The sequence below is a fragment of the Streptomyces sp. NPDC051563 genome, assembly GCF_044454225.1.
GTDB lineage: Bacteria > Actinomycetota > Actinomycetes > Streptomycetales > Streptomycetaceae > Streptomyces.
In genome coordinates this window covers 313,440-329,035 of record NZ_JBITDL010000002.1, presented here as the reverse complement: position 1 = coordinate 329,035, position 15,596 = coordinate 313,440, and the positions used below count along the sequence as shown (strand labels likewise).

The 15,596-nt window shown below is 72.0% G+C and carries 15 protein-coding genes; 6 read left to right on the top strand and 9 right to left on the bottom strand.

All coding sequences use genetic code 11. The annotated features are described in order from the left end of the window. Positions 1-158 precede the first annotated feature (158 nt). The 3 genes from ACIA8F_RS03720 to ACIA8F_RS03710 all read right to left on the bottom strand — a co-directional run bounded on the left by ACIA8F_RS03720 (position 159) and on the right by ACIA8F_RS03710 (position 3,610). Complete coding sequence (locus ACIA8F_RS03720) at positions 159-1,643, bottom strand: ABC transporter permease (protein ID WP_399376510.1); 1,485 nt, start codon at positions 1,641-1,643, stop codon at positions 159-161. A 264-nt stretch (positions 1,644-1,907) separates the two neighbouring features. Next, positions 1,908-3,191 carry an Ig-like domain-containing protein gene (locus ACIA8F_RS03715; protein ID WP_399376509.1) on the bottom strand — a complete coding sequence of 428 codons (1,284 nt, stop codon included), beginning with the start codon at positions 3,189-3,191 and terminating at the stop codon, positions 1,908-1,910. 116 nt (positions 3,192-3,307) lie between these two features. After that, positions 3,308-3,610, bottom strand: a complete 303-nt coding sequence (locus tag ACIA8F_RS03710) for a hypothetical protein (protein ID WP_356515798.1) — start codon at positions 3,608-3,610, stop codon at positions 3,308-3,310. Between the two features lie 146 nt (positions 3,611-3,756). On the opposite strand from ACIA8F_RS03710, the gene ACIA8F_RS03705 reads away from it, so the two are divergent. Further along, on the top strand, positions 3,757-4,047 hold the full coding sequence (locus tag ACIA8F_RS03705) for an LPXTG cell wall anchor domain-containing protein (RefSeq protein WP_399376508.1): 291 nt from the start codon (positions 3,757-3,759) through the stop codon (positions 4,045-4,047). An 82-nt stretch (positions 4,048-4,129) separates the two neighbouring features. On the opposite strand, the gene hutH is transcribed toward ACIA8F_RS03705, so the two are convergent. The 5 genes from hutH to ACIA8F_RS03680 form a co-directional block, all read right to left on the bottom strand. Beyond that, the gene (gene hutH / locus ACIA8F_RS03700) at positions 4,130-5,671 is read right to left on the bottom strand and encodes a histidine ammonia-lyase (protein ID WP_399376640.1); all 1,542 of its coding nucleotides are present in this window, start codon (positions 5,669-5,671) and stop codon (positions 4,130-4,132) included. 679 nt (positions 5,672-6,350) lie between these two features. Continuing rightward, complete coding sequence (locus ACIA8F_RS03695) at positions 6,351-7,475, bottom strand: diguanylate cyclase domain-containing protein (RefSeq protein WP_399376507.1); 1,125 nt, start codon at positions 7,473-7,475, stop codon at positions 6,351-6,353. A gap of 135 nt (positions 7,476-7,610) precedes the next feature. Beyond that, positions 7,611-8,402, bottom strand: coding sequence for an enoyl-CoA hydratase/isomerase family protein (locus ACIA8F_RS03690; RefSeq protein WP_399376506.1), 792 nt, complete (start codon positions 8,400-8,402; stop codon positions 7,611-7,613). A gap of 24 nt (positions 8,403-8,426) precedes the next feature. Further along, positions 8,427-9,632, bottom strand: coding sequence for an adenylate/guanylate cyclase domain-containing protein (locus tag ACIA8F_RS03685; protein ID WP_399376505.1), 1,206 nt, complete (start codon positions 9,630-9,632; stop codon positions 8,427-8,429). Between the two features lie 137 nt (positions 9,633-9,769). Further along, positions 9,770-10,630 (bottom strand): biotin--[acetyl-CoA-carboxylase] ligase, encoded by an 861-nt coding sequence (locus ACIA8F_RS03680; RefSeq protein ID WP_399376504.1) that lies wholly within the window; start codon positions 10,628-10,630, stop codon positions 9,770-9,772. Between the two features lie 88 nt (positions 10,631-10,718). Here ACIA8F_RS03680 and ACIA8F_RS03675 point away from each other — a divergent pair, with 88 nt between their 5' ends. From ACIA8F_RS03675 to ACIA8F_RS03655, 5 genes are all read left to right on the top strand, one after another. Beyond that, a complete protein-coding gene (locus ACIA8F_RS03675) occupies positions 10,719-12,020 on the top strand; it encodes an RNA-guided endonuclease InsQ/TnpB family protein (protein ID WP_399376639.1) in 1,302 nt (433 codons plus the stop codon). A gap of 55 nt (positions 12,021-12,075) precedes the next feature. Next, positions 12,076-13,671 (top strand): acyl-CoA carboxylase subunit beta, encoded by a 1,596-nt coding sequence (locus ACIA8F_RS03670; RefSeq protein WP_399376503.1) that lies wholly within the window; start codon positions 12,076-12,078, stop codon positions 13,669-13,671. Positions 13,672-13,690: 19 nt separating this feature from the next. Continuing rightward, positions 13,691-13,900, top strand: a complete 210-nt coding sequence (locus tag ACIA8F_RS03665) for an acyl-CoA carboxylase epsilon subunit (RefSeq protein ID WP_399376502.1) — start codon at positions 13,691-13,693, stop codon at positions 13,898-13,900. A 133-nt stretch (positions 13,901-14,033) separates the two neighbouring features. Further along, complete coding sequence (gene mmpB, locus ACIA8F_RS03660; protein ID WP_279346700.1) at positions 14,034-14,168, top strand: morphogenic membrane protein MmpB; 135 nt, start codon at positions 14,034-14,036, stop codon at positions 14,166-14,168. Between the two features lie 43 nt (positions 14,169-14,211). Next, positions 14,212-14,820 (top strand): Maf family protein, encoded by a 609-nt coding sequence (locus tag ACIA8F_RS03655; RefSeq protein ID WP_399376501.1) that lies wholly within the window; start codon positions 14,212-14,214, stop codon positions 14,818-14,820. Here the strand turns inward: ACIA8F_RS03655 and ACIA8F_RS03650 are convergent. Continuing rightward, positions 14,801-15,406, bottom strand: a complete 606-nt coding sequence (locus ACIA8F_RS03650; protein ID WP_399376500.1) for a hypothetical protein — start codon at positions 15,404-15,406, stop codon at positions 14,801-14,803. The two genes, ACIA8F_RS03655 and ACIA8F_RS03650, sit on opposite strands and share 20 nt — an antisense overlap. Between the last annotated feature and the right edge of the window lie 190 nt (positions 15,407-15,596).

Genomic DNA, 15,596 nt, shown 5'->3' with positions numbered 1-15,596 from the left:
TGGTTCGTTCCCTCGGGTTGCGGGGCGGGGTGGGACGGGGCGGGCGGGCAGGCGCGGTCGCGCAGCTCACGTACGGCCTCACGGCCTTGTACGGCCTGTGCTCGGCTGTACGGGCTTGCGGCCTTTCACCGCTGTACGAAGCTGCGTCCGCGAGCCGGCTATTCGACGCGGCGCAGTGCGTCCGCCGGCCTCAGCCGGGAGGCGCGCCAGCCGCCGAAGCCGCCTGCGATGAGTCCGCCCGCGACGGCGAGGGCGACGGCCAGGCCGATGGTGGAGAGCGAGACGGGCGCGGTGAGCGCGATGTCGAGGGCCTTGCCCGCGCCCTGCCGGGCGGAGCGCATCATCCCGCCACCGCCACCACCGCCCGGGCCTTGACCGCGGCCGGCGCCGCCCGCGAGCGTCGCGGTCAGCTGCGGGCTGATGGCGGTGATGGCGTACGCGGCCGCGAGCCCGAGGCCGATGCCGAGCGCTCCGCCGATGAGCCCGTTGACCAGGGCCTCGCCGGCGACCTGCCCGGTGACGCGGCCGCTCTTCCAGCCGAGCGCCTTGAGCGTGCCGAACTCGCGGACGCGGCGGGAGACGGCCGAGGAGGTCAGCAGGCCGGCGACGAGGAAGGCGGCAAGGAGGACGGCGTACGAGAGCCACGTGCCGACGGTGGAGGCGAGGGAGGAGGCGGTGGAGAGCGAACCGGAGACGGTGTCGGCCAGGTCGGCCGAGGTGGTGACGGTGGTGTCCGGGACGTTCTTCTGGATGGCCTGCTTGACGGAGCCGATGGCCTGGGAGTCCTTGGCCTGGACGTAGACCGTGGTGATCTTGTCGGGGGTTCCGGCGAGGGTCTGGGCCTGCTTGAGCGGGACGTAGACGTTGGCGGCCGCGTCGCCGCTGTCCGCGGTCGCGATCCCGATCACCTTGAACTTCGCGCCCTTGACGGTGACTTCGGAGTCCACGGCGAGCTTGTTCTTCGTGGCGTAGGCGCTGTCGACGACGGCGACGGCCGCGTCGGTCTCGCCGGCCGCGAAGGTGCGGCCCGAGGTGATCTTGGAGGTGGTGAGCGGGCCCAGCTCGGGCCGGGCGACGTCCGCGCCGTAGACGGAGAAGGAGTTGACGTCGAAGTCGGCGCCGCCGCCCTCGACCGTACCGCCCTGGCCGCCACCCGTGGCGCCCGGCTTGGCGGCGGCTCCGCCACCGGTCTGGCCCTGCGAGCGCTTGAACTCCCCGCGCCTGAACTGCCCGTTGACCTTCATCACCTGGAGGCTGAGCCCGCCGACGGCCTGCGCGACGCCGGTCTGGCCGGACACCTTGGTCACGGTCGCGGCGTCGAGGGTCTCGAAGCCCTGGGGCATCACCAGGTCGCTGCTCTGCTCGGCCCCGGCGTTCGCGTCGCCCTCGCCCTTCGCGTCGAACCTGAACCGGGGCCGGGCCGCGGCGTCGCCCTCGGCCGGCGGGGTCTGGGCCTTGGTGACGGTCATGTCCGTGCCGAGGCCGTAGAGCGACTGGAGGACCTTGTCCTGGGCCCGGGTCATGCCCGCCGAGACGGAGGTGACGACGATGACGAGGGCGATGCCCAGCGCGAGTCCGGAGGCGACGACGAGCGCCGCCTTCCTGCGGCGGCGCAGCTCGCGCCGGAGGTAGGTGAAGAACATGCGGCCGAAACTAGGCAGCACCGGTGACGGCCGGATAAGCCGTCCATAAGAGCCGGATGAGAACGCGAACTCACAGCTGACTGACAGGAATGCGCACGACGGGCAGGCGCATGACGCGCAGGCGCACGGAGAGCAGGCGCACCGCGGGCAGGCGCACCGCGGGCAGGCGCACGGCGGGAGCGACACGCACAGACGGACGGCGGGGAGCCCCCTGGCCGGGGCTCCCCGCCGTCCGTCGCGGGGTTCAGTTCACCTGCCGGTGCGTCAGACGGCCGAACCGGCCTTCCAGTCCGCCCAGTTCATGTTCCAGCCGTTGAGGCCGTTGTCCGGCTTGATCGTCTTGTCCGGGGAGTTGACGACCGTGACGACGTCTCCGATGAGGGAGTTGTCGTAGAACCAGGCCGCGGGCTGGCTCGGGTCGTTCGCGCCCTTGGCATCGTTCAGGCCGACACAGCCGTGGCTGGTGTTGGCGCTGCCGAAGACCGAGTCCGGTCCCCAATAGTTGCCGTGCACGAAGGTGCCGGAGTTGGACAGGCGCATCGCGTGCGGCACGTCCTTGATGTCGTACTCGCCCTTGCCGTCGTCGTCCGTGAAGCCGACGGTGGCGCCGTTCATCCGGGTCTCCTTGAACTTCTCGGAGATCACCATCTGACCGTTGTAGGTCGGGTTCTCCGGGGAGCCCGCCGAGATCGGGATGGTCTTGAGGACCGCGCCGTCCCGGGTGACCGTCATCTTCTTGGTCTTCGCGTCGACCGTGGAGACCTGGCTCCGGCCGATCTTGAAGGTGACGGTCTTGCTCTGCACGCCCTGGATGCCCGGGCCGCCCTGGACCCCCTCCAGCGCCAGCTTCAGGGTGACCGTGGAACCGGCCTGCCAGTACTTCTCCGGGCGGAAGTCCAGCCGCTGCGTGCTGAACCAGTGGCCCACGACCTCCTGGCCGCTGCTGGAGGTGACCGTGATGCCCGCCTGGACGGCCTTCTTGTCCTTGATCTGCTTGTCGAAGGTGATCGAGACCGGCATGCCCACGCCGACGGTCTGGCCCTCGTCGGGGATGAAGGAGCCCACGAAGCTGTTCTGCGGGGAGACGGTGGTGAAGGAGGCGTTCTCGTGCGCCTCGCGGCCCGCCTCGTCCTTCGCGGTCGCCGACAGCGCGTACTTCGTCGAGCGCTTCAGCGCCCCGTCCGGCTTCCAGCTCTTCCCGTCGGCGGCTATCTTGCCCGGCACCGCCGTGCCCTCCGAGCTCTTCAGCTCGACCTGGGTCAGCGTGCCCTCGGTCACGGCCACGTTGGCCGCGTCGTTCAGGCCGACGTTGGCGGCGCCGTCCTTGGGCGTGATGGCTATCTTGGCCTTGGAGGCGTCCTTGGCCGCAGCCGCGTCCACGTCCGCCTGGGACTTGGCCGATGCCTCCCCATTGGCCTTCGGCGTGTCACCGCCGCCGTCGTCACCGCCGCCGCATCCCGCGAGCACCAGTACGCCGCCGAGTACGGCGGATATGGCCACCAGGGACCTTCTCCGCCGCTTGCTGTCCGTCCTCACACGCCACTCCATCGTTGCCGGAACCCCGAATCCCCGGGCAGGGGGTCATGACCCCCTGCCTCTGTCCTGACAACGCATTACACCCCGAGGTGCTGCCCCATTCCGTTCGAATGTGGTCAACCCCACCGTCAGGCGTTGTCAGTCTCTTCGTCTAGCTCCCCATCTTCCTCGTCCAGGTCCCACTCCATGGACTCGGGGTCGTATTCCACGGGCTCGCTGCTCCAGGAGGCCTGTGCGAGCTCCACTCCGGGGATCTCCGCGACCAGGTCAGTGGGGTCCACGAGGTAGGCCAGGGCCTCCGACTCGTCCTCCCGGACGGCCGCCTCGGCGTGGCCGCGCTCCTCGTCCGGCATGAACTCGTCGGCCTTGATGTGGGCGAGGGCCGCGCCGGTCAGCGCATCGACGTCCGGTACTTCAAGTACCAAATCCACCCGAAGGCGTACGTATCGTGAGGTCTCAGAAGGGTTCATACGACGGAGAGTAATCCCGCGGCAGCCCCGGCTTTCCCACGACCCGCCCCTTTCCGTAGCATCACCGCACGGGGCCAATTCGCTGCTGCCACAAGGGGGATCGCACCGTGTCCGCACGACGATCAACAGTCACCGCTCTCGGAGCGACCACCCTCCTCGCCGTCCTGTGGTTCGTTCCCTCGGCCAACGCCACCGCGCCCGGCCACGAGAAGGCCTCCTCCGCCGCGCCGGCCGCCGCGAACACCCAGGTCCAGGCCGCCTCCGCGGCCGGATCCACCCTGGAGCTCGCCGACACGGGCGGCCTGGACACCACGCCCTACCTGCTCGCCGGCACGCTCTTCCTGGGCGCCGGGGCCGGCTTCGTGACCTTCTCCGTACGCCGCTCGCGCACGGTGTAGCGGCCGCGCCGCACACGAAAGGGTGCGGCCCCGGGGGCACCCCCGGGGCCGCACCCCTACTCGGGCACCTCTCGGATGCCTCTCAGGCGAGCGGGCCGGTGACGGTCTCGACGGCGTCCACGAGTCCACCCGAACGAACGAAGGCGTCCGCGGCGGCCAGGTCGGGCGCGAGGAACCGGTCCGGCCCGGGGCCCTGCACGCCCGCCGCGCGCGCCGCCGCGATGGCGGCCTGGCTGGCCGGCGCCGGGGTGAGCCCGTGGCGCAGCTCGATGGCGCGGGTGGCCGCGTACATCTCGATCGCGACGATCCGGGTGAGGTTGTCGACGGCGGTACGGAGCTTGCGCGCCGCCGACCAGCCCATCGAGACGTGGTCCTCCTGCATGGCGGAGGAGGGGATCGAGTCGGCGGAGGCCGGAACCGCGAGCCGCTTCATCTCGCTGACGAGGGCGGCCTGCGTGTACTGGGCGATCATGAGCCCGGAGTCCACGCCGGCGTCGTCCGCGAGGAACGGCGGCAGACCGTGGCTGCGGTTCTTGTCGAGCAGCCGGTCGGTGCGCCGCTCGGCGATCGACCCGAGGTCGGCGGCCGCGATGGCGAGGAAGTCGAGCACGTAGGCCACCGGTGCGCCGTGGAAGTTGCCGTTGGACTCCACGCGCCCGTCGGGCAGCACCACCGGGTTGTCGACGGCCGCGGCCAGCTCGCGGGAGGCGACCAGGGCCGCGTGCGCCATGGTGTCGCGGCCCGCGCCGGCGACCTGCGGGGCGCAGCGCACGGAGTAGGCGTCCTGGACGCGCGGGGCGGTCTCCTCCTGGTAGTGCCGGACGAGCCCGGACCCCTTCAGGACGGCGGCCATGTTCGCGGCGGAGGCACCCTGGCCGGGGTGCGGGCGGATGGCGTGCAGCTCGGGCTGGAGCACCTTCTCGGTGCCGAGCAGCGCCTCCAGCGTCAGCGCGGCGGTGATGTCGGCCGCGGTGTACAGCCTGCCGAGGTCGGCGAGGGCCATGACCAGCATGCCGAGCATGCCGTCGGTGCCGTTGAGGAGGGCGAGGCCCTCCTTCTCGCGGAGCTCGACGGGAGTGATCCCGGCCTCGGCGAGCAGCTCCCCGGCAGGGCGCACGGTCCCGTCGGGGCCCTCCGCGTCACCCTCGCCCATCAGCGCGAGCGCGCAGTGCGAGAGCGGGGCGAGGTCGCCGGAGCAGCCCAGCGAGCCGTACTCGTGCACGACCGGGGTGATCCCGGCGTTGAGCACGTCGGCCATCGTCTGCGCGACGGACGGCCGGACGCCGGTGTGGCCGGAAGCGACGGTCTTCAGCCGCAGGAACATCAGCGCACGCACGACCTCCCGCTCGACGCGCGGGCCCATGCCGGCGGCGTGCGAGCGGACGATGTTGCGCTGGAGCTGCGCGCGCAGCTCGGGGCTGATGTGCCGGGAGGCGAGCGCCCCGAACCCGGTGGACACCCCGTAGACGGGCTCGGGCTTCGCAGCGAGCGCGTCCACGATCTCGCGGGCCGCGGCGAGCGCGGCGACGGCCTCGCCGGAAAGCTCCACGCGGGCATTGCCGCGGGCGACGGCGATCACGTCTTCGGCGGTGGTCCCGGACGTTCCCACCACGACAGTGTGCATATCCATATTCAGCACCCTACGGACTGAATCTCTTCATGTCACCCCTCTCAATGCGCCGCTCGCACCGCTACGCGGGCTTCGCTTCGCTGCGCCGGACTCCGTCCGGCGGTGGCCGGTCGGGGCTGGCGCCCCGGCCGTCCCGGCGAGGGGGTCCGGTGGGCGGGTGCGGCTGGCTGGGCCCTGCGGGGCAAGGTCCCCTACCCACCCTTCGCCCGTTCCCCGGGCTCCGCCCGGACCCGTCGCGGGGGCCAGCCCCCGCACCCCCGCTCCTCAAACGCCGGAGGGGCTGGATTTGGCAGGCGACCGGCTTGATCCGGTTGGCACGCGCCCGCACACGCAGGCTGCGCCGGCCGAAATCCAGCCTCACCGGCGCGTGAGGCGCGGGGTCCGGCACGGAGCCCCAGGACCTTTCAGCCGTCCGGCGCTTGAGGACCGGGGTCTGGTCAGCGCCCGGGGGCACTTCCAGCCCCGCCGGCGTTTGAGGCGCGGGCTCCGGGCAGCGCCCGGGGAACGGTGGAAGGGCGGGTAGGGGACTTCGCCCCGCAGGGCCAGCCACCCGCACCCGGAACGGCGGGCCAGGGCGCCGGGCGCCGAGGTCGGGGGCGCCGGCCCCGGGCCCGGCCGGGCTGCGGGCGGGCCGGGCCGCGCCGGGCGCCCGGGCCTCGGGGCCCAGGCGGGGCTACGCCCGGCCGCGGAAGCGGCGCCGCTCCCCCGGGTCGCCGGGCTCCGCGTCGGCGAGCCGGACCACCGCCGTGTCCCGCCCCGCGACCACCGGCTTCGCCGACCGCGCCGCCTTCGCCTTGTACTGCGCCGCGTCCGCGAGCCGGAACAGCCGCCGGGAGGATTTCACCGGCCCGATCGGGTCCCCCGTGGAGGCCACGCCGCAGGCGACCCCTTCCCCCAGCTCCAGCTCGGCGGCCCGCAGGCAGACCTCCTCGGTGACCCGTACCACCTCGTCCGCCGAAGGCCCGACGCTGACCAGGCAGAACTCGTCCCCGCCCAGCCGCGCCACCAGCGCCCCCGGCAGCATCGCCCCGCACAGGCTGAGCACGGAGCCGAACCGTTCCAGCAGCCGGTCGCCCATCGCGTGGCCGAGGGTGTCGTTGACCTTCTTGAGGCCGTTCAGGTCGCAGACGACCAGGCTCACCACCACCTCGCCCCCGCCCCCGCCCCGCCGGTGCTCCTCCAGCGCCTCGTCGAGCCGCATGTCGACGGCCCGCCGGTTGGCCAGCCCGGTCAGCGGGTCGGTGAAGGCGAGCCGCCGAGCCTCCTCCAGGCGGTCGCTCTGCGCCAGCCCGGCCGCGATCACCGCCGCGAGGACGGTGGCGAACTCCGCGTCGTCCTCGTCGAAGTCCGCCATGCCCTCGTCCCGGGCCACGTACAGCTCGCCCCAGGCCCGCCCGCTGAGCACGATCGGTGCCACCACGCACGTGGCGCGCCCGCGCCTGCGCAGCGCCTCGCCCCGGCGTCCCGGCCGGTCGCCGACCGCGCTGTCCACCCAGGCGTGCGGCCCGCCGCCGCCGACCCAGCGTTCGTGCAGGAACTCCGTGATCTCGGGGAAATCGTGGACGGGGTACGACTCGTCCTCGGGGAACTCCTCCTCCCCGTCCCGGCGCTCCCCCTCGTTCACGAGCACCCGCAGGCGCCCCCGCTCCCGCTCCCACGCGGAGATCGCGGCGAACGACCCGTCCATCGCCAGCCTCGCCCCGCGCGCGGCGGCCCGCACGCTGTCCCGCGGCGCGCATGCGGCAGCCATGGCCTGCGCGAGGCCCACAACGGCTCGAAGCCGCCCGTCAACACCCATTACCCCAGGTTAGGGAGTTTTGTCCGATTTAGTGATACTTGGCGCGACATTCGGTCGCACCAAGACGCACCAAGATCACACCCCGTCACGGAGCGGGTCGCGTACCCGCACCAAACCCGGACCCGGCCCCGGACCTCACACCCCCGGCCACCGCGGCTTCCGCTTCTCGTTGAACGCCGCCACACCCTCGGCCCGGTCCCCCGAGAAGGCCACCGTCCGCCACGCCGCGTCCTCGATCTCCAGCCCGGCCACCAGGTCCATGCCGTGCCCGAGCCGCAGCGCCCGCTTGGCGGCCCGCAGTCCGACCGGGGAGTTGGCCGCCATCGCCGCCGCCATCGCCAGGGCCGCCTCGCGGTCCGACCCCGCCGGCACCACCGAGTCCACCAGCCCCAGGTCCAGCGCCTCCGCGGCCTCCACCCGCCGCGCGGTGAAGATCAGCTCGGCAGCCCGCGCCGCTCCCACCCGCCTCGGCAGCAGCTGCGTACCGCCGCCGCCCGGGATCACCCCGACCGACACCTCGGGCAGCCCGACGACGGCCGTCTCGTCGGCCACGATGACATCGCACGCGAGGGCCAGCTCGAAGCCGCCGCCCAGCGCGAACCCGTGCACCGCCGCGATGACCGGCATCGGAAGCTCCAGCACTCCCCCGTACGCGCCCCGCGTGGTCGGCCGCTGCCGCAGCAGTTCGGCGTCCGAGAAGGAGTTGCGCTCCTTGAGGTCCGCGCCCACGCAGAACGCCCGCTCGGCGGTGGAGGAGAGCACGACCACCCGCACCGACGGATCCGCCCCCAGCTCGGCGCACGCGGCGCCGATACCCCGCGCCATCTCGGTCGACACGGCGTTCATCGCCTTGGGCCGGTCCAGCACCAGCTCGGCGACCCCGCCCTCGTGCCTGCGGATAGCAACGAATGCCGAAGATTCGGACACAGGGACCCTCCCGGTTAACGAACGTTATCCGGGGATCTTAGGGCTCCGCCGCGTCAGCGACCAGGGTTCCACGACGCCGAGGCCGCGCACCGGGCGCTGGAACATCGGCTGGAGCGCGAAGCGGTAGGTGCCGCCGCCCTCCTCGTTCTCGGCTTCCTTCTCCGAGACCGGCGCCGCGCCCGTGCGGCCCAGTTCCTGGGCCATCGCCCCGTCCACCAGGACCGCGTCCTTCGGCGCTATCGACGTCAGCCTCGAGGCCAGGTTCACCGTGGTCCCGAAGACGTCGCCCATCCGGGTCGTCACCGTCCCGAAGGCGATGCCCACGCGCAGCTCGGGCATCTGCGGATCGGCTTCCATCGTCTCGATCAGCCGCAGTGCGATCTCCGCCGCCGTGGCCGCGTCGTCGGCGCAGTACAGCACCTCGTCGCCGAGCGTCTTGATCAGCCGGCCGCCGTGCGCCGCCACCAGGTCCGCCGAGGTGGTCTCGAAGGACTCGACGAGCTCGCCGAGCTCCTCCTCCTCCAGCCGCCGCGTCAGGCGCGTGAAGCCCACCAGGTCGGCGAAGCCCACCGCGAGGCGCCGGTCGACCATCTCCTCGTCGTCCGCCACCTGCACGACCCGCCCGGTCGCGGCCGCGAGCTGGCGCCGCCACACGTAGACGAGGAACTCCTCCAGCTCCGGCAGCAGCAGCTCGACCAGCGGGTACGTGACCTCGGTACGGGTCATCCCCGGCTCCGGCGGCTCCGTCAGCCCCTCCAGGAAGGAGTCGATCTGCCACTCCGCGAGCCGGGCCGTGGTCTGCCCGGTGGACCGTGCGACCTGGACCGCCATCGGCTCGCTCAGCAGCCCGGCCTCGACGAGGCCGGCGAGCCGGCGCAGCGCCAGTACGTCGGCCTCCGTCAGGGCCCTGGCCTGGCCGATGTCCGCGAAGCCCATGGCCCGCCAGAAGCGGGAGGCGAGCTCCATCGAGACCCCGGCGCTGCGGGCCGCCTGGAAGGGGGTGTAGCGGCGCTCGGCGCCCAGGATCAGCTGCTCCAGGCGGATGGCCAGCGGGTCGGCCGTCGGCTGGGCCGTGTGGTCGACCTCGTGGTGCGGAGTGTGCTGGTCGCGCCCGATGGGGGTGGAGTGGACTCCGGAGCCGCCGGGGCTGCCGGCGCCGCCGGAGCCGCCCGCACCGCCCGTCGCCGTCGCGGGGGCGGGCGCGCTGGACCGAGGGTCGTCGACGGTCAAGGGCCGCCTCCTGTCCATTGCCGTGCGCACTGCCGAACCGGGTGATCACCGGGAGGACCGGGGATCGCCTAAACCATACGGCAGGTGTGCCGTAGCTCACTCCCCTACTCCGTCACCCGGGGCGGTCTCCGCGCGGGCTACCGCACCGACCGCAGATGGACGACGTCCCCTGCCCCCACGGCCTCGTGCCTGTCCTCGGCGGTCCGTACGACGAGCCGTCCGTCGGTGTCCACCGCTTCGGCCGTCCCGGTGAGCGTGCGCCCGCCCGGCAGCTCGGCCCGCACGTGTTTGCCGAGGGTCGCGCAGCCCGCCGCGTACGTCTCCTGCAGACCGCTGGCCGCCGGATCGCCGCCGGCCTCCCGCCAGGTCCCGTACCACTGCTCCAGGGACCGCAGTACGGCCCTGAGCAGCGGGTCCCGGTCGGTGACGGTGGCCTTGGCCAGCGCCAGCGACCCGGCGGAGTCCACCGGGAGCTCGGCGTCGGTCAGCGTCACGTTGAGCCCGATCCCGAGGACGACCCCGTCGCCCACGCGCTCGGCGAGGATCCCGCCGGTCTTGCGCTCCTCACCGTCCACGGTGACCAGCAGGTCGTTGGGCCACTTGAGGGCGGTGTCCACGCCGGCCGCGCGCGAGAGCCCGGTGGCGGTGGCCACCCCGGCCAGCAGCGTCAGCCAGCCCCACCGCTCCTGCGGCACCGCGGGCCCGGGCTTCAGGAGTACGGAGAAGAACAGCCCGGACCGCGCGGGCGCGACCCAGCTCCGGTCGAGCCGCCCCCGCCCCGCGGTCTGCTCCTCGGCGACGAGCACGGCCCCCTCGGGGAGCGTCCCGGCCCGCGCGGCGAGGTCACTGTTGGTGGACCCGGTGGCGGCCACCACCTCCAGCGAGCTCCACAGCCCCTCACCGGTCACGAGGGCCCGCCGCAGCGCGGCAACGTTCAGCGGCGGCCGGTCAAGACTCGACCAACGGCCCGCGGTACCTGCTGAGGCATCTGATGACATGATCGGATCCTTATGTCGCTATGTAGCAGTATGTGACCCTCTGACCCGGGATTGCATACGGATCGTGATCGACCCTAGCGTCCGGGCTGTGGGGGAATCTCCGGTAAAGCGGTCGTTCAGGTTTCGTTTCTACCCTGATGCAGCGCAGGCGACAGAGCTGTCGAAGACTTTCGGGTGCGTGCGGAAGGTCTACAACCTCGCGCTGGCCGCCCGTAGCGAGGCATGGGCGCGCCTGGAACGCGTGAACTACGGCCAGACCTCGGCCCTGCTCACCGCATGGAAGCAGTCCGAAGAACTGTCCTACCTGGCCGAGGTCTCCTGCGCTCCGCTTCAGCAAGCACTGCGGCACCTGCAGAGCGCTTTTGCCGCGTTCTGGGGACGTCGGTCCGGATACCCGCGCTTCAAAGCGAAGCGGAGGCATCGGGCAAGCGCCGAATACACCCGCTCCGCATTCCGCTACCGGAACGGAGAGCTCACCCTCGCCAAGATGTCGAGCCCCCTGCCCGTCGTCTGGTCGCGCCGCCTTCCGGAAGGCGTGGAGCCGACCACCGCGACCGTGTCCCGGGACGCGGCCGGCCGCTGGTTCGTCTCGCTGCTCTGCGAGGACATCCCCGCCTCCATGCCCGCCACCACCGCCGCGGTCGGGATCGATGCCGGCCTGACGGCCCTCGTCACGCTCTCCACCGGGGAGAAGGTCCCCAACCCACGGCACGAACGCGGCGACCGGAAACGACTGGCCCGCGCACAACGGCAACTGTCCCGGAAGGAGAAGGGCAGCAGCAATCGAGCCAAGGCCCGCATCCGCGTGGCCCGCATCCATGCCCGGATCGTGGACCGCCGGAGGGATCACCTGCACAAACTGACGACTCGACTCGTGCGCGAAAACCAAACGCTCGTGATCGAAGATCTCGCCGTCCGCAACATGCTCAAGAACGACAAGCTTGCCCGCGCCATTTCGGACGCGGCCTGGCGCGAGCTGCGAAGGATGCTGGAGTACAAGGCAGCCTGGTACGGACGCGAGCTGGTCGTCGTGGACCGGTGGTTCCCCAGCTCGAAGCTGTGCTCGGCCTGCGGCGACATCGCTGCCACGATGCCACTGAACGTCCGTACGTGGACCTGCGAGGGTTGCGGTGCCGTTCACGACCGGGATGGCAACGCAGCCGTCAATCTATTGGCCGCCGGGTCGGCGGTGTCAGCCTGTCGAGCGGACGGAAGACCTCTCCGGGGACCCTCCCGGCAGGCTGTCCGCAGTGAAGCAGGAAACCCGCCCGCGAGGGTCGGGACGGGGTCCCCTAAGCGGGACCGCCAGGCCAAGCAAGCCAGATTAGGTGTGTCAAACGCCGCACCGCCGAGCGCCATGCCCGCCGATACGCTACGCACCAGTAGCTAGTAAAAACCAAGTAAGTCACCAGGCAGTTGACACCACGCAGGGAGCCGCGACCCCGATGTCACAACCGTCAGAGCCGATCGACATGCACACCACCGCGGGCAAGATCGCGGATCTGCAGCGCCGCGTCGAGGAAGCCACCCACGCCGGCTCGGGGCGGGCGGTGGAAAAGCAGCACGCCAAGGGGAAACTGACGGCGCGTGAGCGGGTGGCCCTGCTGCTGGACGAGGGGTCCTTCGTCGAGCTGGACGAGTTCGCCCGGCACCGGTCGACGAACTTCGGGCTGGAGAAGACCCGGCCGTACGGCGACGGCGTCGTCACCGGCTACGGAACCGTCGACGGGCGGCCCGTAGCCCTGTTCTCGCAGGACTTCACCGTCTTCGGCGGGGCCCTCGGCGAGGTCTACGGCCAGAAGATCATGAAGGTGATGGACTTCGCGCTGAAGACCGGCTGTCCGCTGATCGGCATCAACGACTCCGGCGGCGCCCGCATCCAGGAGGGCGTCAGCGCGCTCGGCATGTACGGCGAGATCTTCCGCCGCAACGTCCACGCCTCCGGTGTGATCCCGCAGATCAGCCTGGTCGTCGGCCCGTGCGCCGGCGGGGCCGTGTACTCCCCCGCGATCACCGACTTCACGGTCATGGTCGACCAGACCTCGCACATGTTCATCACCGGCCCGGACGTCATCAAGACCGTCACCGGCGAGGACGTCGGCTTCGAGGAGCTGGGCGGGGCGCGCACGCACAACAGCACGTCCGGCGTCGCGCACCACATGGCGGGTGACGAGAAGGACGCCATCGAGTACGTGAAGTCGCTGCTCTCCTACCTCCCGTCGAACAACCTCTCCGAGCCCCCGGCCTTCCCCGAGGAGGCCGACACCGAGGTCTCCGAGAGCGACCGCGAGCTCGACGTGCTGATCCCGGACAGCGCGAACCAGCCGTACGACATGCACAAGGTGATCGAGCACGTGCTCGACGACGCGGAGTTCCTGGAGACCCAGTCGCTCTTCGCGCCGAACATCCTCACCGGCTTCGGCCGCGTCGAGGGCCACCCGGTCGGGGTCGTCGCCAACCAGCCGATGCAGTTCGCCGGCTGCCTGGACATCGACGCCTCCGAGAAGGCGGCCCGGTTCGTCCGGACCTGCGACGCCTTCAACATCCCGGTGCTGACCTTCGTCGACGTGCCGGGCTTCCTGCCGGGCACCGACCAGGAGTACAACGGAATCATCAGGCGCGGCGCCAAGCTGATCTACGCGTACGCCGAGGCGACCGTCCCCCTGATCACCGTCATCACGCGCAAGGCCTTCGGCGGTGCCTACGATGTGATGGGCTCCAAGCACCTGGGCGCCGACCTGAACCTGGCCTGGCCGACGGCTCAGATCGCCGTCATGGGAGCCCAGGGCGCGGTCAACATCCTGCACCGCAGGGCGATCGCCGAAGCGGAGGAGGCCGGCACCGCCGAGGAGACCCGGGCGCGGCTCATCACCGAGTACGAGGACGCGCTGCTGAACCCGTACACGGCCGCCGAGCGCGGCTACGTCGACGCGGTGACCATGCCGTCCGAGACGCGGGCACACGTGGTGAAGGGGCTGCGGCAGCTGCGCACCAAGCGCGAGTCGCTGCCCCCGAAGAAGCACGGGAACATCCCGCTCTAGCCGTCACGAGGAGCTCACAGTGGTGATCAAGGTCGTCAAGGGGAACCCGACCCCCGAGGAGCTGGCCGCCGCACTGGCGGTGGTCCGAGCGCGCGCGGCGGCCCTCGCGTCGGAGCCGTCGGGCGCAGCGCGGGTGAGCGACGCGTGGGCGGCGCCGGGCCGGGTGGCCCGGCGGACCCTGCCGCGCCCGGGGCCGGCCGCGTGGGGCCGTACGTACTGGCCCGCGTAACGTACTGGCCCGCGTAGATGCGGCCGTCATGACGATGGCGTCATATGGAGTCATGAAGATGGCGTGAACTGCCGGTGGCGCCTGAGTACCCGTACTCAGGCGCCACCGGAGTGCTCGGGGCCAGGATCGGAGCATGCTCTGGTCAGACCCGAAGAACGAGCCGCCGAAGGACATGCGCGACGCCGCGGCGATGGTCCGGCGGATGACGGTGATCGTCGTCATCGCGATGGTCGTCGTGGTGTACGTACTGGGCGTGGGCGGATTCTGAGCCCCCGCCGGGCCGCGGGCCGGCCGCCCCTACGATGGCAGGCATGACTGCTGCCCCCCGCCACGCCCTGGTCCTCGCCTCCGCTTCGCCCGCCCGGCTGAACCTGCTGCGGCAGGCCGGGCTCGCCCCGCACGTGATCGTGAGCGGCTTCGACGAGGACGCCCTGACCGCCGATTCCCCCGCCGAGCTGGCGCTCGCGCTGGCCGAGGCGAAGGCGGCCGTCGTGGCCGCCCTGGACGAGGCCGCGGGCGCCCTGGTGATCGGCTGCGACTCCGTTCTGGAGCTGGACGGCGAGGCGCTGGGCAAGCCGGCGGACTCCGCGGAGGCCACGGCGCGCTGGAAGTCCATGCGCGGGCGCGCCGGGGTGCTGCGCACCGGGCACTGCGTGATCGACACGGCGAGCGGCCGCCGGGTTTCGGCCACGGCCTCGACGACGGTCCGCTTCGGCGAGCCGACGGACGCGGAGGTGGCGGCGTACGTGGCGAGCGGGGAACCGCTGCACGTGGCGGGGGCGTTCACCCTGGACGGGCTGTCGGCTCCGTTCATCGAGGGCATCGACGGGGATCACGGCAACGTGATCGGGATCTCCCTGCCGCTGCTGCGCTCGCTGCTGGCCGAACTGGGCGTGTCCATCACGGACTTGTGGGCTTGACGTCCCCGCGCTTGCCGAAGTCCCCGAAGTCGGCGAGCGGGTGGCCCGGCGCCGCGTCCCGGATCCCGGGCCGCCCGTCGGGTCCGTCGCCGGGCCCGCCGACGCTGTCCGCGGGCCCGCCGAAGCCGTCCTCGGGTCCGCCGGAGCCGTCCGCGGGCCCGCTGGAGCCCTCCGCGGTGCCGCCCGAGCCCTCCGCGGCCCCGCCCGCGCCCTTGGCCGCGTAGAGCGTCAGGCTCAGCACCAGCAGGCACAGGATCAGCATCAGCACCACGAAGGCGCCCCAGCCCACCAGGCCGACGACGAGGGCGCCGAGCAGCCCGTGGATGACGGCCGCGCTGACGAGGAGCACGCGCGCGAAGGCGCCCGGGGCCCGGTCGCGGGCGGCGGCGAGGACGAGGAATACCGCGCAGGCGAGCAGGAACACGGCCATGCCGGCGCCCAGCGCGTAGGTTGCCTTGGACATGACATCCGGATCGGCGCCCGCGATGGACATCGACTGGTTCTCGGTGGTCCGGCCGAGGACGAGGTGGACGAAGCCGAGCACCGCCGCCTCCACGACGAGTACGACCGCGGTCGCTCCGGCCACGGATCTCCGCAGTCCCGAGCCACCCACGCCACTCACACCAGCCACGACGCCCCCACCCCGCATGCACAAGCCCGTTCGACGCCTGGAGGCTACTAACGGGTAAACCTCGGGACAAGGGGCCGGGGCCGCTTCGTTACGGTCGGGCCGCCGCCGGGCGACGCCCCGGCGGCGACACCGCGCCCGTGCGGGC